This window comes from Glaciimonas immobilis, from assembly GCF_011947285.1.
Classification (GTDB): Bacteria; Pseudomonadota; Gammaproteobacteria; order Burkholderiales; family Burkholderiaceae_D; genus Glaciimonas; species Glaciimonas immobilis.
This window is the reverse complement of record NZ_JAAOZT010000002.1, coordinates 411,575-430,890: the sequence shown is the minus strand read 5'-3', so window position 1 is coordinate 430,890 and position 19,316 is coordinate 411,575. Positions and strand designations below refer to the sequence as shown.

Annotated in this window: 11 protein-coding genes; 6 read left to right on the top strand and 5 right to left on the bottom strand. The window is 51.0% G+C overall.

The window, feature by feature from the left end; genetic code table 11:
• Positions 1 to 61 precede the first annotated feature (61 nt).
• The gene (locus HAV38_RS04165) at positions 62 to 1,582 is read left to right on the top strand and encodes an NAD(P)H-hydrate dehydratase (RefSeq protein WP_168052675.1); all 1,521 of its coding nucleotides are present in this window, start codon (positions 62 to 64) and stop codon (positions 1,580 to 1,582) included.
• A 163-nt stretch (positions 1,583 to 1,745) separates the two neighbouring features.
• On the opposite strand, the gene HAV38_RS04160 is transcribed toward HAV38_RS04165, so the two are convergent.
• From HAV38_RS04160 to HAV38_RS04145, 4 genes are all read right to left on the bottom strand, one after another.
• On the bottom strand, positions 1,746 to 2,804 hold the full coding sequence (locus tag HAV38_RS04160) for an alkene reductase (protein WP_168052673.1): 1,059 nt from the start codon (positions 2,802 to 2,804) through the stop codon (positions 1,746 to 1,748).
• A 120-nt stretch (positions 2,805 to 2,924) separates the two neighbouring features.
• Complete coding sequence (locus HAV38_RS04155; RefSeq protein ID WP_168052671.1) at positions 2,925 to 4,112, bottom strand: MFS transporter; 1,188 nt, start codon at positions 4,110 to 4,112, stop codon at positions 2,925 to 2,927.
• A 97-nt stretch (positions 4,113 to 4,209) separates the two neighbouring features.
• Positions 4,210 to 4,506: an ArsR/SmtB family transcription factor gene (locus HAV38_RS04150; RefSeq protein WP_168052669.1), complete on the bottom strand. Its 297-nt coding sequence runs from the start codon at positions 4,504 to 4,506 to the stop codon at positions 4,210 to 4,212.
• 411 nt (positions 4,507 to 4,917) lie between these two features.
• Entirely contained in the window at positions 4,918 to 5,199 is a 282-nt protein-coding gene (locus HAV38_RS04145) for a DUF427 domain-containing protein (RefSeq protein WP_168052667.1), read from the bottom strand.
• Between the two features lie 704 nt (positions 5,200 to 5,903).
• On the opposite strand from HAV38_RS04145, the gene HAV38_RS04140 reads away from it, so the two are divergent.
• Together HAV38_RS04140 and HAV38_RS04135 are read left to right on the top strand one after the other, a co-directional pair.
• Positions 5,904 to 7,637, top strand: coding sequence for an ABC transporter permease (locus HAV38_RS04140; RefSeq protein WP_168052665.1), 1,734 nt, complete (start codon positions 5,904 to 5,906; stop codon positions 7,635 to 7,637).
• Positions 7,638 to 7,668: 31 nt separating this feature from the next.
• Complete coding sequence (locus tag HAV38_RS04135; protein ID WP_168052663.1) at positions 7,669 to 8,970, top strand: ABC transporter ATP-binding protein; 1,302 nt, start codon at positions 7,669 to 7,671, stop codon at positions 8,968 to 8,970.
• Between the two features lie 499 nt (positions 8,971 to 9,469).
• On the opposite strand, the gene HAV38_RS04130 is transcribed toward HAV38_RS04135, so the two are convergent.
• On the bottom strand, positions 9,470 to 13,258 hold the full coding sequence (locus HAV38_RS04130; protein WP_168052661.1) for a sensor domain-containing phosphodiesterase: 3,789 nt from the start codon (positions 13,256 to 13,258) through the stop codon (positions 9,470 to 9,472).
• A gap of 581 nt (positions 13,259 to 13,839) precedes the next feature.
• On the opposite strand from HAV38_RS04130, the gene HAV38_RS04125 reads away from it, so the two are divergent.
• The 3 genes from HAV38_RS04125 (at position 13,840) to nadB (ending at position 19,306) form a co-directional block, all read left to right on the top strand.
• Positions 13,840 to 15,516, top strand: a complete 1,677-nt coding sequence (locus HAV38_RS04125) for an MFS transporter (protein ID WP_168052659.1) — start codon at positions 13,840 to 13,842, stop codon at positions 15,514 to 15,516.
• 543 nt (positions 15,517 to 16,059) lie between these two features.
• Complete coding sequence (purT, locus tag HAV38_RS04120) at positions 16,060 to 17,271, top strand: formate-dependent phosphoribosylglycinamide formyltransferase (protein WP_168052657.1); 1,212 nt, start codon at positions 16,060 to 16,062, stop codon at positions 17,269 to 17,271.
• Between the two features lie 397 nt (positions 17,272 to 17,668).
• Positions 17,669 to 19,306 carry an L-aspartate oxidase gene (gene nadB, locus HAV38_RS04115; RefSeq protein WP_168052655.1) on the top strand — a complete coding sequence of 546 codons (1,638 nt, stop codon included), beginning with the start codon at positions 17,669 to 17,671 and terminating at the stop codon, positions 19,304 to 19,306.
• Positions 19,307 to 19,316: the final 10 nt, after the last annotated feature.

The following is a 19,316-nucleotide window of genomic DNA, read 5'->3' as shown; positions in this document are numbered from 1 at the left end:
TGAACCTGCGTTAATGTCAGCCAGCAGCGTTAAAAAGCACCAACCCGAAGAGGATAAATCGATGGCACTTTACGCAAGCGCAGAAATCCGCCGCACCGAATATGCGGCTCAGGCAATGCTCCCGCCCTATACATTGATGCAGCGCGCAGGAAAAGCTGCCGCCAACGCCGCGCTGCAAATGTTATCGGATGGCGCGTACAAGGCACGCATTCTGGTATTGATCGGCCCGGGAAATAATGGTGGTGACGCGCTGGAAGCGGCCACCCTGCTGACCCAGGCTGGAGCGGAAGTCGTCGCATTAGTGCAAGGGGATGTTAACAAGTTACCGCCGGATGCCGCCAACGCTCTCGCCCGCGCAGCACGCGCTGGCGTTCATATGATGCCGCCGGAACAATTTTTTACGATAGACGGCATTGCGTGGTCCCTGGTAATAGATGGTTTGTTGGGCATAGGTTTACAACGCCCGCTGGATGGCGCTTTACGTAGTCTGGTCGCCACCATCAACACCTTAAACTGCCATGTTCTGGCGCTTGACGTACCAACCGGGCTGAACGCGGATACGGGCATGGTGGTCGGTCCTGATGGCATCGCTATCGTCGCCGATCAAACCATCACCTTCATCAACGACAAAACTGGCTTACATACTGGCGATGGACCGGATTACGCGGGCAAGGTGACTGTCGCCGGTTTAGATATTTTGGCCAGTCTGGCACCGCCCGCACATTGCTGGCTGAACACTCCCGACTTGTTTGATAGCAACTTGCAACCACGCGCCCGCGATTCACACAAGGGTAGTTTTGGCAGTGTTGCCGTCATTGGCGGGGCCAGCGGGATGTCTGGCGCTGCGGTGCTTGCTGCACGCGCTGCGGCCAAAGCTGGCGCTGGCAAAGTATTTATCGGCTTTCTTGATCATGGGCCGGCCTACGACAGCAATCAGCCCGAGCTGATGTGTCGTGTTGCTGCTGAGCTGGACCTGACGTCGGTCACGTTGGTCGTTGGGACAGGTCTTGGGACCTCCCCGCCTGCGCATGACTTATTGGTAAAAACTTTAATGACCCCGCGCGATCTGGTGCTGGATGCCGATGCGCTTAACCTGATCGCCATTGAGCCAGCATTGCATCAGTTGGTAGCGCAACGGCGACAATCGGCGCTGCACACCATTATGACCCCACATCCTCTGGAGGCGGCGCGGCTACTTGGCGTCAGTACTGCCAACATCCAGTCAGACCGTCTGGCTGCTGCCCGCCGTCTGGCACACAACTTCAACGCGGTCGTCGTTCTCAAAGGTGCTGGTAGCGTGATTGCGCATCCCAATGGCGATGCCATAATCAACCCAACCGGAAATCCTGCATTGGCAACCGGCGGCAGCGGCGACGTATTGTCCGGCATTTGCGGCGCACTATTGGCGCAAGGATGGTCGGATTGGAATGCCGCTATGGGCGCGGTCTGGTTGCATGGAAGCGCAGCCGATCTTCTGGTATCGCAGGGGTGCGGGCCGATTGGCCTGACCGCCTCAGAATTAATTCCGGCAGTGCGAAGCGTATTCAACGAGCTTGTGTACAGCCGCTCCGCCGCAGGATAACAGCGCACGCTTGACTAAAACGTAGCCAAAAAAAATCGCAAACAGACTTACAAAGTCGATTTGCGATCTCCTGACGTAATGCATTAACGCTCGTTACGCTGTGTATTAAATCACTGTTGATCTAAATATCAGCCCACGAAGCTAAATTATCACATGCCGGATATCAAGCAGCCAGCGCGGGATAATCGGTATAGCCTTCTGGCGTCGCTGCATAAAATGTTTCTGAATTTGGTGCATTCAGCGGTGCATCCAGTTTCAAACGACGTGGCAAGTCTGGGTTAGCAATAAATAATTGACCGAACGCGACAGCATCCGCTTCACCTTTTGCCAGCAATTCTTCTGCTGCGGCTTTGGTCAACTGCTGGTTGGCAATATAAGTGCCACCAAATGCTTGCTTAAGTTGTGGGCCTAAGCGCGTTGGCGTTTGACCTTCGCGCGCGCAAATAAACGCGATGTTGCGTTTGCCCAGTTCTCGGGCGACATAGCTGAATGTCTCCAATGGATTAGCATCGCCCATTGTGTGGGTGTCGCAAGCTGGTGCCAAATGCATACCGACCAGTGGCGCGCCCCATACCTCAATACATGCATCCGTAATTTCAAGCATTAAACGTGCGCGATTTTCTAACGAACCACCATAAATGTCGGTGCGTTGGTTGGTGCTGCTTTGGAGAAATTGATCCAGCAAATAACCATTCGCGCCGTGAATTTCTACGCCGTCAAAGTTGGCTGCCTTGGCATTTTCTGCACCTTTACGGAAGGCTGCGACGATGCCGGGGATTTCTTCCAGATCAAGCGCGCGTGGCGTGACGTAATTACGCATTGGGCGTAACAGGCTGACATGTCCTTCTGCGGCAATCGCACTCGGCGCAACTGGCAAATCCCCGTTCAGCAGGCTTGGATCGGAGATACGACCAACATGCCATAGTTGCAGAATGATACGACCACCGGCAGCATGGACAGCCTCCGTTACATTTTTCCAGCCAGCAACTTGCGCGTCGGACCAGATCCCCGGGGTATCTGCATAACCGACACCTTGCGGCGTTACCGCAGTCGCCTCGCTAATGATCAAACCAGCCGAAGCGCGCTGAACGTAGTATTCGGTCATCAGGCTGTTCGGTACGCGACCTTCCCCAATTGCACGGGAGCGCGTCAACGGTGCCATGATGATGCGGTTAGGAAGTTGAAAACCGCCAATTTTGATAGGATCGAATAATGTAGTCATAATATTTATATTCTTAAAGTTGAAAAGTTAAAAAAGATTCTGCTAAAAAATCACTACTCGCAAGCCTCGCAAACACATAGGCACACGCGTGATGCCGAAAAAATCTAAACAAAAATGGGATCAGCCCATTGCCGGAGATGCTGTATGTATTCCTAAGGCCGATGCCTCTTTCCTGGCCAACCGCAGCGATAACTGCATCGCAACCACCGCTACCAGCGCCAGCGCGCCAGCCGCCAGCGGTACCGCTTGCAATCCGAGCCCCTGTCCAATCACAAGTCCGCCCACCCAGGCGCCGAGTGCATTACCGACGTTAAACGCGCCGATGTTGAGGGTGGCGACCAGATTGGGCGCGGCCTTGCCAAAAATCATCACGTTAATCTGCAAACCGGGCACTGCGGCAAAAGCCACCATGGCCCAGATAAACAGATTAATTTCCGCGGGGATCAGCGCCACGCTCGTCCATCTGAGCGTTGCTGCCGCTACCGCTAGCAGTACAAAAATCCCGGTCAACGCGGTTCCCAAACGCCAGTCAGCCAATCGACCGCCTACATAATTGCCTACGGTGAGGCCAAGACCGATTAAAAATAAAGTCCAGGTAACGCCGTGCGGAGTGACGTGCGTGACCTCTTCCAGCAACGGTGCTACGTAGGTAAATAGTGCGAACATTGCCGCCGAAAAAAAGGTCGTGGTCGCCAGCGCCGCCCAAATACCGGCGCTGCCGAGTTGTTTAAATTCGCTACGTAGGTCTGTCTTCTTCTCATCTTTGAGCGTGGGCAGCACCTTGGCTAAAGCCGCCAATGCGACGACGCCGAGGACCGTCACCGCCCAGAAAGGCGTACGCCAACCGGCAAACTGACCAAGCGCCGTACCTAAAGGCACGCCCAGCACGTTCGCCAACGTCAAACCGGTGAACATCAATGCCACCGCCGACGCTTTCTTGTTTTCGGGGACCAGACTAGCCGCTACCACCGAGCCAATTCCGAAGAAGGCACCATGACATAGCGCTGTTACTACCCGTGCAAACATCAAAAAGCCGTAATCCGCTGCTACCGCACACATCAGATTGCCTACTATGAACACGCCCATCAATATTAGCAAAGCACGTTTGCGTGGCAGCGAAGCCGTCGCCACCGCCATGATCGGCGCGCCAATGGCGACACCCAGCGCATAGCCGCTGATCAGCCATCCTGCGCTGGGAAGAGAAACCGCCAGACTGCGGGCAACATCCGGGAGCAAGCCCATGATCACAAATTCTGTGGTGCCGATGGCAAAAGCGCTGAGCGCGAGTACTAGTAGAGCAAGAGGCATGGAAGTCTTTGGAAAATTTAGGTGGATCAGATGGCAGCGTCAATTCAGAGGTTTGTCTTGATCGGACGATGAACGCTAATGAAACTCTTGCTGGCGATCAAAGATCCCCGTTTATATGTGCGAGAAATTGTTGAATGGTCTCTTCGTTGCGGCGATAAAAAACCCATTGCCCTACCCGCTTGGTCGTTACCAGTTCGGCGCGCTGCAATGTCGCTAAATGGGCCGACACTGTCGATTGTGATAACCCGGTACGCTTATCGATCAAGCCGCAGCAAACACCGATATCGAGCGGATACTCCTGTTCAGAAAAATACGCGTCGGGCGTTTTTAGCCATTGCAGTATTTGCCGTCTGACCGGATTGGCGAGTGCTTTGTGTATAAGATCGAAGTTCATAATGTCGATAGGTATTTCGTCTTTTATAGAAATGAATATTGGGTTTTACAGAACTTAATATCGCTATATTACGATACATCTAAAAAGTTTGCTGAGCGCGGTTGAAAATGCGGGTTTATTATCGAAATGGAAAGAGGAACAAAATCGCGAAATTACTTCGCTAGCGAGCACTTAAAAAGGCGCGGACTGCCTAATAAACAAAGGCAGTGGGATAGAACAATCCATCTGAGGCAGCCGCTTGCCGAAAGCAATCTGCCCCGATCCTGACAGCGAAATCCATAGATAGAACTCACGTTGAATCGACGTTGAACTAACATTGAACTAACATTGAACTGACGTCGAATTAACGTTGAATTAATGTTGAATTAGTGCTGAATAAACGTTGAATAAACCTCGATAGGGGCCGCACCCTCATTGGGTTACTTTCACGCCTTTCCAGAATGCAACCCGATCACGAATTTCCCGCGCGGCTTCCTTCGGCTCGGCGTAGTACCACACCGCGTCGGGATTAATCTTGCCACCGACCTCCAGCGTGTAGTAATGAGCAGTGCCCTTCCACGGGCATACGGACGTGGTGTCACTAGACTGCAAAAATAAGGGGCTAATCGATGACTTTGGAAAGTAATGATTTCCCTCGACGACGACGGTGTCGTCAGATTCAGCGATGACGATATCATTCCAGATGGCCTTCATTTTGTCTCCTTAATGCAATAAATAGCGCACTAGCGCATTAGCTAATATATAGCAGATGGAATCCCGGCGCCGCAATCAACTAGCATTGTTGCAAAAAATTTTAAAAATTGTTGAACGAAATAGCTTCCAGGCAATATGCATGCGCATTTTAGGTGTGGGGTTTCACTCTTCCTTCAGCCTCAATAAAGATAGCCCTTTACAATATTAATACCATTGCTGCGCGTATCTTGTGAAAAATACTAAAGGATTACAAATAACGTATCAGTCATTCATTTATGTTTTCCAACTAAACACTGTATCTATTTATTATTTATCTCACCATGTCACGAGAATGCCATATTCAATTGGTAACGTGCCGGGATGCGTAAAAAAAATATATCATATTAGAATTATGTGAGCGAGGTGACGTTCCCGTGAACCTGCGCCCGCTGCGTACAGCCGCAGCTAGAGTAAAAGGGATTGTCCAGGAAAAAAAGAACGAATCTTCTCTGCACGCGCTATGCGCTCTTGTAAGGAATAACGAAAATTGTGGTACAGATGAAAATAGCTACGGCATGTGTCACCAAATACGCATCAGGCACCGCCAGCGAACAGCCAACATTCGCAGCAAACATAGCACGCGAATATGCAGTATTGACTGACTACGCTCCCACTTACCGCGTGGATCACTGAATTTTTAAATATAAGTAACAGGAATTTCAGGTATGACATTAAACGTTCACGCACTACCCTTATCAAAAAGACTCACGCCAAATCGTTGGGATTTTCTGGTTTTCCCGCTTGTTATAGGTATTATCGCTTTTAGCGGACTCGGCGTAAAAGACACGCTCGCCCCGTTATCAAGCCTTACCGCTAATATCATCACGCTCGATCCCGCCAATTTGCCGGAATATGCCCTTAGGACGACTTTGCGCATGTTGGCCGCCATGGTTGCGTCGCTCGTGTTCACGCTCATTTACGCCACAGTCGCCGCCAAAAGTAAGCGCGCCGAGAAAATCCTGATTCCTGCTCTGGACGTACTGCAATCGGTACCCGTGTTAGGTTATATCTCGTTCACGGTCACTTTCTTTATAGCGCTCTTTCCCGGGCGTGTTATGGGAGCCGAACTGGCGGCAATCTTTGCCATATTTACCAGTCAGGCCTGGAACATGACGTTTAGTTTCTATCAGTCGCTCACCACTATTCCCGATGATCTGCAGGAAGTCTCACGCAGCTTCCACCTTTCCGGATGGCAACGCTTTTGGAAACTAGAAGTGCCCTTCGCCATTCCAGGTTTGATCTGGAACATGATGATGAGTATGTCCGGCGGCTGGTTCTTTGTGGTCGCAGCCGAAGCCATCACGGTGGGCAATAAAAGTATTACGCTGCCCGGCGTAGGTTCGTATCTGGCTTTAGCCATCAGTGAACACAATCTGGGTGCAGTTGGCTGGGTCATCGTGGTGATGACCGCGGTCATTATTTGCTATGACCAGCTACTCTTCCGACCACTGGTTGCGTGGGCCGACAAATTCCGCATGGAAAACACCACTGCACAGTTTTCTCCGTCGTCCTGGTTACTGAATCTGATCCAGCGTACGCGTCTGATTCAGGCTATTTTATTGCCGTTCGGTTATTTGTTCCGCCGCGTGATTACGGCCCCAATGCGTTTTAATCCGGGCAAGAGCAGTAACAGAAAATTAAATCAGCCCCCTGATCGGCGGGTCGATATTGCGTGGAACACCGCATTGGGCGTTCTGGCAATTTGGGTGATGTGGCGGGTGATCGCCTTCGTCGGCGCAGAGGTCAGCCTGGGCGAAGTTGGTCAGGTGCTGGTGCTGGGAGTCTATACATTATTGCGCGTGATGTTATTGATAGTGATCGCCTCTTTGATATGGGTGCCACTAGGCGTCCTGATCGGATTACGTCCACGGCTGGCAGAAAAAATTCAACCGCTGGCGCAGTTTTTGGCGGCATTTCCGGCTAATCTGCTGTTTCCGGTATTTGTCATTATGATCGTTCGGTTTAACGGCAATCCTGACATATGGCTAAGCCCATTGATCGTGCTCGGTACGCAATGGTACATCCTCTTCAATGTAATTGCGGGGGCAATGGCCTATCCCAATGACTATCGTGAAGTATCGGCAAATTTCAAAATAAGGGGTTGGCAATGGTGGCGTAAAGCCATGCTGCCAGGGATTTTTCCTTATTACGTTACCGGTGCCATCACAGCTTCCGGTGGTGCCTGGAACGCGAGTATTGTTTCTGAGTCGGTGTCTTGGGGCGATACTAAACTCAATGCCCATGGCCTGGGTTCTTACATTGCGCAATATACCGCTGCAGGCGACTTTCCCCGCATCATCCTTGGCATCATTGTAATGTCGTTCTTTGTGGTGATGTTTAATCGCCTGCTGTGGCGCCCCATGTATCACTACGCCAATAACAAACTGAACGCAACGTAAGCGCATATTTAAAGCTCTATCAAGGATACTCATGCCAAAAGTAACGGAAACAGAAATTTTAAAAGTTAATCAGGTGCGTCGCGGTTTTGCCAAGGCACAAGGCGAGTTATTAGTCCTTGATGACGTCAGTCTGACGCTACATGACGGAGAAATCGTCGGTCTGCTGGGCCGATCAGGTTGCGGAAAATCCTCTTTATTGCGCATTATCGCCGGATTGATCCAGCCGACCGGCGGCGATGTTACGTATCGCGGCCAACCGGTCAAGGGCCCTGCTGACGGCGTAGCGATGGTATTCCAGACTTTTGCGCTATTTCCGTGGTTAACTGTTTTAGACAATGTAGAGGCCGGTCTCGAAGCACTCGGAACGCCGCCCGCAGAGCGCCGCAAGCGTGCATTGGCGGCCATTGATCTGATTGGACTCGATGGCTTTGAAAACGCTTATCCGCGCGAACTCTCGGGCGGTATGCGTCAACGGGTGGGATTTGCCCGCGCGCTGGTGGTGGACCCAACCCTGCTGCTGATGGACGAACCTTTTTCTGCGCTCGATGTATTGACCGCGGAGACGTTGCGTACGGACTTGCTCGACCTGTGGAACGATGGCCGCTTGCCGATCAAGTCGATTCTGATCGTTACCCATAACATCGAAGAAGCCGTGTTCATGTGTGATCGCATTCTGGTGCTCTCCTCTAATCCGGGTCGTATCATCGCCGAGATCAAGGTGCCGTTTGCGCATCCCCGCAATCGACTGGACCCGGCATTTCGGCAGCTGGTCGATGATATTTATGCCAAGATGACCGCCAGACTCCAGCCGATTTCAAACCGTAGTAATCCCGGTCTGGAACTGGGCAGTCGTCTTAACCCGGTATCGACCAACCTGATGGCGGGTTTGCTGGAAACGCTTGCGGCAGCACCCTACAACGGACGTGCAGATATGCCGGACATCGCTGCGCAACTCCATCTTGAGATTGACGATTTGTTTCCGGTCGCGGAGGTTTTGCATTATCTCGGGTTCGCGGAAATGAAAGAAGGCGATATCACCCTCACGACGTTAGGACTGGCGTTTGCGGAGCACGGCGTACAGCAGCGCAAACAGGTCTTTGCGCAACAACTGCTGCGTCTGGTACCTTTGGCGGCACGCATCAAATCCGTCTTGCAGGAAAGACCCGGCCAACGCGCGCCGCGTGCACGCTTTCAGCAAGAGCTGGAAGATTACCTGAGCGATGAGGCTGCCGAAGAAACGATAGACGCGATCATTCGCTGGGGCCGTTACGCGGAAATTTTTTCGTACGACGACAAAAGAGAAATCTTCAGCCTTGAAGATATTGCAAGTTAGCAATAGCTTACCGCGTAGTCAGCGGTTGTAATCGCTACTGCGACAGCACGTCGGTCTGTTCTCAAGACAAAGCCGCCCTACCGGGAAGGTTATCTTAAAGCGGTGCTGGCAAAACAGGGCTTACGACCGGCATTTGCACAAGATACGCGTTGCGCTACACGCTCAGCGCGATCTGACCGCAGAGGCCATCTTCAGCCACTTTCAAGTCGGTACCCGTTGCGGCCTGCCTAATGGCGGCGTGTCGATCTGGGTAGAGTTGCCACCGGGACTCTCTTCTCAAAAAATATGCGAGGCCGCGCTACTGCGCGGAAAATACTGCTCTCTCCCGGACTTCTGTTTTCGAACTCTCCTCGTTACAATCATTTCATCCGCCTTAATTGCGGAATGCCCTTCTCCGACGACGTCATAAGGGCGTATCTAGATTTAGGGAAAATCATTCATGCGCAACAAAAATGATTTTTACGGCACCCACGACGCCGACCGCATCGAACCAGAAGCCTTACAAGTTTTCAAGCGTTTTTTGGTGGTCTGTTTGTAGATGATGCGCCTGAAAAAATTGATCAAAATCTGCAACTAATAATGGCTTGCTGAATAAATAACCTTGATACGCATGGCAGCCATTACGCGCCAGAAAATCTCGCTGCGCTTCTGTCTCCACGCCTTCTGCAATGACCGCGAAGCCCAGACTCTGCGCCAATGCCACGATGGTGCGCGCGATGGCTGCATCATTGGGATTAGTGATGATGTCTTTGACGAAGGACTGGTCAATCTTCAGTTGGTCCAGCGGCAGTCGCTTGAGGTAATAAAGGGACGAGTAACCGGTACCGAAATCGTCTAATGAAAAGCACACACCGCAGTTTTTGAGCGCGGTCATCTTGGCAATGGTTGCATCCATATTGTCGACCATCAGACTTTCGGTGATCTCCAGCTTAAGTCGGCGCGGGTTGGCGCCGCTACTATCGAGCGCGCCAATCAACATGTCGACGAAATTGGCATGTCTGAATTGACGAATGCTGACATTGACCGCAAGGGTAAGCCGCGCCGTCGCCGGTTGCTTCCCCCAAATTGCCAATTGCGCACAGGCAGTTTCCAGCACCCATTGACCCAGCGGTAAAATGAGGCCGGTTTCTTCCGCCAGAGATATAAACTCTGCGGGTTGCACCAGGCCGCGTTCCGGGTGGTCCCACCGTAATAAGCCTTCGGCGCCGGTAACCAGACTGTCTTCGTCCATTTGGGGTTGAAAATAAAGAACAAATTCCTGGCGCGGTAGGGCCCGTCGAAGGTCGTTTTCCATCGCCGCACGATTTGTGACGACCGCTTGCATCTCGACGTCAAAAAAACGCATCGCATTACGGCCGGATGCCTTGCCTTGATACATCGCCAGATCAGCCTGCTTTAACAGGTCGCCCACGGTGTCTTGCTGATCGCTGAACTGCGTAATGCCAATGCTGGCAGTACCGTGACGTTCGATTCCGGCGATGTGGTATGGCTTGCTAAGCATGCTGAGGATTTTTTCGCCTATTGCTTTGGCCTGCGACACCGCTGCCCCCGGATCGGCATCTAGTCCCAGCAGCATCACCACAAATTCATCGCCGCCCAGACGCGCAACCGTATCGCTGGTACGCACGCAAGTAGTAATGCGCGACGCCGCTTGCTGCAATAAGAGGTCGCCTTTGTCGTGCCCTAAAGTGTCATTAATGGATTTGAAATTATCAAGATCGATAAACAATAGCGCGCCTGAGCTTTGACCGCGAATATGCGTCGCCAGTGCATGCTCAAGTCGACTAATCAATAACAGTCGATTCGGTAACAAAGTCAGCTGATCGTAAAAAGCGAGTTGCTGGATTTCAAGCTCAGAGGCTTTGCGCTGCGTAATGTCGGTATCGATTGCAAAAATTGAATGCGGTTGACCGTCATCATCTCTCACGAGAGTCCAGCGGCTTTCTACCGTTAAAGTGTCACCACTCTTACACCGCTTTGTGATTTCGCCGCTCCATTCACCGCTATCCATGATTTTATTTTTAGCGTCTTCAAAGATGAGGGTCGAATCAGATATGAAATCTTCCATCGGCACACCCAAAACCTCAGCTTGCGTCCACCCATACAGACGTTCGGCGCTTTTATTCCAAAACAGGATGCGATGATCCATACCACGCACAATAATGGCATCCTGGGCTTTATCGAGTAGCGAAGCCTGATCGCGCATGCGTGCATCTGTTTCTTCACGCTCTAGTTCACTGGCAACGCGGGCAGCAAATATCTGGAGCGTTGACGTAATAAAGTCTAGCTTCTCCAACGGTGCGCGAAATAAAATGAAGAGCAATCCAATCGCATGACCGGCAGAATTATCGAGACGCCAACCGATCGCTGCCTGCGTTCCTAAGCCTGTCAGGAACGGCGATTGGGAAAAATCCATCGCGACCTCGTTAGATACCAGAAATTTGTCCGCTGCCAGGACCTCCTCGACCTGCGCGTCATGAATCATATAATCGAAATTTTCCGTGACAACACCGTCACTCACGCCAGCCAAAACCCGTGCCACGACCGGCTTACCGGGCATAAGGCGGGCTACAAACCCGGCACTGGCGCCGAGGGCCTCCGCCATATTGCGCGCCACCTGCTCAAAAAAGTCCTGGCCCGTACTCGCCGAAACGCCGGCAGCAATTTTCAGAACAGCGGACTGAATCTGATGCTGGTGTTGCTGGGCTCGAATACTTTTAATGCCGAATGCAAGATCGCGCGCTAATTCTTTTAGCAGATTAATTTCATCGGTCGAGACAACCATGATTTCTTCAGAATATAAGGTCAGCACACCTAAAATACCGTCTTTATCATGGAGCGGAAGATAAATTCCGCTGAGGTAACCGTGAAGTTGAGTTTCCAGTAACCATGGCGCAATCCGTTGATCATGCGACATATCCTCAATAACTATCGGCAAACCGCTCCGTACGGCACGTCCGGCAGGGCCGCAACCAAAGGGATCGTCCTCCGACCAACTAATCTTTAACTTACTCAGGAAGGCGGCGTCGTTATCGATACCGGCATAGGATTCAATCGTAATCGTGCGCCGCAAGTCGAATTGTGCGTAACCTACCCACGCCATCCTATAGCCGCCGATATCTACCGCCAGGCGACATATTTGCGACAGCAGCTCACGCTCGCTTTCTGCGCGAATAACGGCCTCGCTGCACCGGCTAAGCATTTTTAATGCGCGATTACTGCGCGTTAGTTCCCGGTCAGCTTTCTTGCGTTCGGTGACATCAACAATTGCTCCTGTCATCCGTGTCGCATTGCCCAGACTATTTAAAGTGGAACGTGCACGGAGCCGCACCCAGCGCAAATTTCCCGATAGAGACAATATCCTGAACTCAAGGTCAAACGACGCGTTGTCGTGCAGATGATTTTTGATCGCCCCACGTACACCTTCTTGATCGTGCGGGTGGATATACTGAAAAAAATGCCTCGACGAATACAAGGCGCCATCGTCAACCTGTTCTAACAGTGCCATCAGACGGGAAGAGCAATGCATGCTATTGGCTTCAATATCCCAGTCCCACAAGCCGTCACCGGTGCTTTGAATGGCAAGATGCAAACGTTCCTCGCTGATGCTGAGCGCGTGATGAACGCGTTTTATTTTGCTCAGGATAGATCGGGAAATGATGCTTCCCACGGCAATTAACAATGCGCCCATTAAAACGATTCCCAGCAGCAAAAGATGTTGTATTTTGCGTGATGCTTCGCCCAGGCCAGCAGAAAAATTAGATTCTAATTCATGCATAGGCAGGTTAATGGCTTTAATTCTGGCGCGGGCAAGTTGCGATGACATTGCATCATATGCCCCTGCTATTGTCTCCTTTTGTAACAGTTGTGCCTCGGCGTCAAGTGCTTTCACAAGGCTGTCGGCCTCCGCCCAGAAAGAAATTACAGGCGCCATCAAGTAAAAATGTCGAAAGTTGCGGAACAGGCTGACCATCCCGTTATAGTCGTCTGGATGATTCTCACCTTGCAAAAAAGCTTGATACACGACAGCCATATCGGGCATCGCCTTCTCTAGTTCAAGACGCGCTGTGCGATCCCCTTGCGGGATCGCGATTGCGTCAGAATAGGCTTTGAACTGCGCAGGATCGCGGGTATCAATATATTGCAACAAATGTCCCACTGCTGCGTTCTGCGCTTTGGAATAAATGCTTTCACCCACCACAAAACCACGTACCGAAGACAAAATATCCATGCTAAAGGCAGCCAACCCTACCAGCAGGGCGGCAGAAACTGCAAGCGGCCATGCCACTTTAATCCAATGCAAACTGGAAAAATTCAATTCAATTTTCAAAAGCGTTTTTAGTCGACGCATAGAAAGACGCAGGCAAAAAATGATGGGAGAGGGACAGTGCTTGAGGCTTGCTTTGATGACAAAGTATTAACGGATGCAAACAACGTTCCTGATCATAAGCTCATTGAAATTAAACGTGTTATTTTTATAATTTCAAGATAGCAATATATGGAATGCCAGGGCGCCACGTTGAAGTCCCGAGTGCTATATTTTAGCTAAGTTTATTTTAAAGGATTGCCCAGAGTAACGCTGTCTTGCTCTTGCGGATATGCTTCTTAATGTGTGCGCGAAAGCGGAAAAGACCAATTCACCCTAAATGCGGTGGAAAATATCCGCTTTTACAATGCATTCCCCTTCTTTGTAAGTCTCTGTAAGTTTCAAGCAAGCCTTACGTAAGGTTGGGGTAGCACACTCCACTCGTCGAGACGCGTAGAAAAGCGGACACACATTCTATTTGCAACGTAATGCCAGCCGCTAGCGACAAAAGCAATCGGTTACTGCAAATAGTCAGGCCCACAATATCAATAAAGGAGACCAGTATGGCAACCAGTATTGCTGCACCAAACGTTGCTTCTCGCGGAATTACGCCTGAAGAACGAAAAGTCATTTTTGCATCATCCCTTGGTACAGTATTTGAATGGTATGACTTTTATTTGTACGGCTCGTTGGCTGCAATTATTGCCAAGCAATTCTTCGCGGGCACGGATCCAAATACAGCTTTTATTTTTGCCTTGTTAGCATTTGCAGCGGGTTTTATCGTACGGCCATTTGGTGCGCTCGTGTTCGGGCGTCTGGGCGATATGATCGGACGAAAATATACTTTTCTGGTAACCATCCTTATCATGGGTGCGTCCACCTTTGTCGTCGGAATTCTGCCTAACTACAATTCTATCGGAATCGCTGCACCAATTATTTTGGTAGCGTTACGCATTCTGCAAGGTTTGGCGTTGGGCGGCGAGTATGGCGGTGCCGCAACTTATGTTGCAGAACACGCGCCAAATGATAAGCGCGGTGCATTTACAGCCTGGATTCAAACGACGGCGACGCTTGGCTTGTTCCTGTCGCTGCTGGTCATCTTGGGCGTACGTACTGCCGTTGGCGAAGAAGCATTTGCTGATTGGGGATGGCGCATTCCGTTCCTGGTATCAATCGTTTTGCTTGGCGTATCTGTATGGATTCGCTTGTCAATGAGCGAATCGCCAGCGTTTACCAAAATGAAGGCAGAGGGCAAAGTATCGAAAGCACCGCTAACCGAAGCATTCGGTCAATGGAAAAACATGAAGCTGGTCATTCTGGCTTTGTTTGGTTTAACCGCTGGTCAGGCTGTGGTGTGGTACACGGGTCAGTTCTACTCACTATTTTTCCTGACTCAAACCCTCAAGGTTGATGGTCCAACTGCGAACATTCTGATCGCATTGGCGCTATTGCTTGCCACTCCATTCTTCCTGATTTTCGGCTCGGTATCCGACAAGATTGGTCGCAAGCCTATTATTCTTGCAGGTTGCCTGATTGCCGCATTGACTTACTTTCCGATCTTCTCGGGCCTGACGCATTATGCTAACCCTGCTCTGGAAGCGGCATTAAAAACCGCCCCTGTGATCGTTACCGCAGATCCGGCTACTTGCCAATTTCAGTTCAACCCGACCGGCACCAAGAAGTTCACGTCATCGTGCGACATCGCCAAAGCAAAATTGTCCGCCATGTCGGTCAACTATGAAAACGTGGCTGGCACGCCAGGCTCTGCAGCGACGGTGAAGATCGGCGATAAAACGCTAACTTCGTACGACGCCAACGGTCTGTCGAAAGAAGATGCAGCCGTTAAAGATAAGGCGTTTAGCGCTGAATTGACCACCAATATCAGAGGTGCTGGTTATCCAAGTAAAGCGGATCCGGCGCAAATGAACAAACCGATGGTATTGTTGTTACTGTTCATTCTTGTACTGTACGTCACGATGGTTTATGGCCCGATTGCAGCGATGCTTGTTGAGATGTTTCCAACGCGCATTCGTTACACTTCGATGTCGTTGCCATATCATATCGGTAATGGCTGGTTTGGTGGTTTGCTACCTACGACTGCTTTCGCACTGGTGGCCTATAAAGGTGATATTTATTATGGCCTGTGGTATCCAATCGTCATTGCTATCGGGACATTCATCATCGGTATGCTGTTCGTAAAAGAAACAATTCATAACGACATTTACGCAGAAGAACGTTAGATCTAATAGGGTTAAAAAGCCTTTATTAGATCATGTTGGTGGGGACGACCTTCCAATCATTCCTTCAGCAAGTTGAGCCGATCAGGGTTACCTGATCGGCTTTTTATTTTACTTAAACAATCCTGATTGAACTTTCCAACATACTCTTCGTTTGCTCACCCTCCGCGCATCGGCTTGCTGCGAATCATGACGAGAGCATTCAAATTATGCACAATAGCTTATGATTGCCTCAAGCGTTACTTGTATAAATCAAGGCGGCACACCTATTCAGCACTTCCTGTCTAGGTGCGTTCTTAACACCTCCACTTCTGCAAACTAAATTTTCTGTTCAAAAATTATTGCTCCGATTCAAACGCGAAATCAATAACAATCTTTTGCAGCACTTGCTCTTTAAAGTTTGTCTAAGAATTCAATAGCGCAAAGTGTTGCTACTTGTGCTCGAAAGCCGATACAACGCCTCAGAGTAGAAAAATAGGTATTTATGGCTGTCCAAAAGCTTCAGGATTTGCTATCGTCATTAGCCATCTACCCATATATGAGAATATGAAGACACCTGTCAGAATCGGTACTCCGCTCTCCTCCTCCGCAACCAAGGTTATGTTGCTGGGCTCCGGTGAACTTGGCAAAGAAGTCATTATTTCGCTCCAACGTCTTGGCGTTGAAGTCATCGCAGTTGACCGCTATCCTAATGCCCCGGGTCATCAGGTCGCGCACCGTTCGCATGTTATTAACATGACTGATGGTGCGGCACTGGAGGCGCTGATTGCACTGGAGAAACCAGATCTGGTGGTACCTGAAATTGAAGCCATCGCAACCGAAACGCTGGTGGCAATGGAAGCGTCTGGCAAAATTACCGTTATACCGACCGCAAGAGCCGTTTGGCTTACCATGAACCGTGAAGGTATTCGCCGGCTGGCTGGAGAAACGCTTGGCCTTGCTACCTCACCGTATCGCTTCGCAAACAATCTCGACGAACTAAAAACTGCCTGTGGCGCCATTGGATTCCCGTGCGTGATCAAGCCGGTCATGTCCTCGTCCGGGAAAGGCCAGTCTAAAATAGATAGCGAGGCCGACATAGACGCCGCGTGGGCACACGCCGCTGCAGGCGGACGGGTTGATGCCGGTCGCGTCATCGTCGAAGGTTTCATCGACTTCGACTATGAAATTACGTTGTTAACGGTTCGTGCGTTAGAGGCAGACGGCAGCATCAAGACCCATTTCTGTGAGCCTATCGGTCATGTCCAGGTGCAGGGTGATTATGTTGAATCATGGCAACCGCATCCGATGCACCCTGAAGCGCTGGTTCGTGCGCGCGATATTGCAAAGAAAGTTACCGATAATCTCGGCGGTCTGGGCGTCTTCGGCGTCGAGTTGTTTGTTAAGAATGACATGGTCTGGTTCTCTGAAGTCAGCCCCCGCCCCCACGATACCGGAATGGTCACCATGGCGAGTCAGCAGCAAAGCGAATTTGAGTTGCACGCCAAAGCAATCCTTGGCTTGCCAGTCAATGTAGCCCTCCACACACCGGCAGCCTCGGCAGTCATTTACGGTAAGCACGATGCCAAAGGAATTGCATTTGAAGGCGTGGCAGAAGCGCTACGTGATCCAGGCATAGACATACGCTTATTTGGCAAACCAGAATCGTTTGCACGCCGCCGTATGGGCGTGATCCTCGCCGTTGCAAGCGACGTGGAGACCGCGCGCGTCCGCGCCAAACAGGCCGCCGCTAAAGTGAAACCAGTGATGCCGGTTTAACGTCATCATGAAGCGTTCTTCCATGTAGCCGTTTATGCAGTCCGCGTCGCTAACCATTGGTTGGCGACGCAAGGTTGTTTACCGTCGTATTCATAAAGTTATGCCGTGCCTGACTCAAAAACCTGCTTTACAGACCCCAGTTTTTTACATGATGTACAGTCCATTCACGTATTGATCTACAACATTGCGAACACCGGTCCCACAATATGTTCTTTCAAAAACCGCCGGCTTTTTGCCCAGTACGCAGAGGAAAATATCTCGCGATCGCACGAAAATGTCCGCCCGGTCATACCAATGCAAAACACCGCAGCTTGCGCTACACTATTCCACCTAATTACTGACCCACTTCTCTCGCAATTCAGAGCAATTAACATTACACCCTTCATCTCTAAACACTATGAAATTCGATGTCGCTATTATTGGTAGTGGTCTGGCCGGCCTCTCAGTTGCTCTTCATCTCGCCGAACAAAGAAAGGTTGCAGTCATCTCAAAACGGGCACTGCTCGACGGGGCCAGCAACTGGGCGCAAGGCGGCATCGCTGCTGTGCTGGACTCTGGCGATAGCTACGATGAGCATATTTCAGACACGCTGATTGCTGGTAGCGGGTTATGTGATGAAGCTGCGACGCGTTATATTGTCGAGCATGGGCGTGAAGCAATCGAATGGTTGATTGAGCAAGGGGTGCCGTTTACAACCGATGCCAGCGCCGAATTAGGCTTTCACCTGACGCGGGAAGGCGGCCACAGCCAGCGCCGCATCATCCATGCAGCCGATGCAACGGGACATGCTGTACAAGTCACCCTTGAACAAAAAATCCGCGCGCATCCCAACATTACCTTGCTTGAGGACCACTACGCGATTGATCTGATTACAACCAAAAAAATCGATGGAAAAGGCGTATCGCCGCAGTGTCTGGGACTGTATGCAAAGAACGTAAAAACCGGCAAAGTACTGACTATTAGCGCTGGACATACTGTGATGGCTACCGGCGGCGCGGGCAAAGTGTATCTGTACACCACCAATCCCGACACCGCCACCGGCGACGGCATCGCGATGGCGTGGCGCGCTGGATGCCGGGTGGCCAATATGGAGTTCATCCAGTTCCACCCTACTTGCCTGTATCACCCGTACGCCAAATCATTTTTGATCTCCGAAGCGATCCGCGGCGAAGGCGGTTTGTTAAAACTTCCCGGTACCGAAGGAGAAGATGCAGGCAAGCGATTTATGCCCGATCATGACGAGCGCGCTGAACTGGCGCCGCGCGATATCGTGGCCCGGGCGATTGACTTTGAAATGAAAAAACGCGGTCTCGATCATGTCGATCTGGATATCAGCCACAAGTCGCCGGAGTTCCTCAAGGAACATTTTCCGACGATTTATGCGCGCTGCCTTGAGTTCGGGATAGACATCACGACCCAGCCGATTCCCGTCGTGCCAGCGGTGCATTTTACATGCGGTGGCGTGGTGACCGACCTCAGCGGTCGCACTGACCTCCCCGGCTTGTACGCCGTTGGGGAGACCGCTTATACCGGCTTGCACGGCGCCAATCGTCTCGCCAGTAACTCATTACTAGAGTGCGTGGTGATCGGTCGTGCCACGGCTAAATATATCGAGCAACAACCAACACCGAAGGGACGGCCTCTACCAGCATGGGATGAAAGCCGTGTCATTGATGCCGATGAAGAAGTCGTTATCGCCCATAACTGGGATGAGTTACGTCGCTTTATGTGGAATTACGTCGGCATCGTCCGCACCAACAAACGCCTGGAACGCGCCCAGCATCGGATCCGATTGTTGAAAGAAGAAATTGATGAGTATTACACCCATTTCCGCATCAGCCGCGATTTGCTAGAGCTGCGTAACTTGGTGCAGGTAGCAGCACTTATCATCGAAAGCGCATTATCGCGCCGCGAAAGTCGTGGATTGCATTACAGCCAGGATTATCCCGAAACGCTAGCCAAGGCATTGCCAACGGTATTGACGCCGGACGAACCCAAGCCAAAGTACTACAATAAGCCAGACCGGCGCGCATAGTTTTCGTTGG

Excerpts from the sequence above, each read along its gene's own strand:
- nadB (WP_168052655.1), top strand. The coding sequence starts at position 17,669 with ATGAAATTCGATGTCGCTATTATTGGTAGTGGTCTGGCCGGCCTCTCA.
- purT (WP_168052657.1), top strand. The coding sequence starts at position 16,060 with ATGAAGACACCTGTCAGAATCGGTACTCCGCTCTCCTCCTCCGCAACC.
- HAV38_RS04155 (WP_168052671.1), bottom strand. The coding sequence starts at position 4,112 with ATGCCTCTTGCTCTACTAGTACTCGCGCTCAGCGCTTTTGCCATCGGC.
- HAV38_RS04140 (WP_168052665.1), top strand. The coding sequence starts at position 5,904 with ATGACATTAAACGTTCACGCACTACCCTTATCAAAAAGACTCACGCCA.
- HAV38_RS04125 (WP_168052659.1), top strand. The coding sequence starts at position 13,840 with ATGGCAACCAGTATTGCTGCACCAAACGTTGCTTCTCGCGGAATTACG.
- HAV38_RS04150 (WP_168052669.1), bottom strand. The coding sequence starts at position 4,506 with ATGAACTTCGATCTTATACACAAAGCACTCGCCAATCCGGTCAGACGG.
- HAV38_RS04145 (WP_168052667.1), bottom strand. The coding sequence starts at position 5,199 with ATGAAGGCCATCTGGAATGATATCGTCATCGCTGAATCTGACGACACC.
- HAV38_RS04135 (WP_168052663.1), top strand. The coding sequence starts at position 7,669 with ATGCCAAAAGTAACGGAAACAGAAATTTTAAAAGTTAATCAGGTGCGT.
- HAV38_RS04160 (WP_168052673.1), bottom strand. The coding sequence starts at position 2,804 with ATGACTACATTATTCGATCCTATCAAAATTGGCGGTTTTCAACTTCCT.
- HAV38_RS04165 (WP_168052675.1), top strand. The coding sequence starts at position 62 with ATGGCACTTTACGCAAGCGCAGAAATCCGCCGCACCGAATATGCGGCT.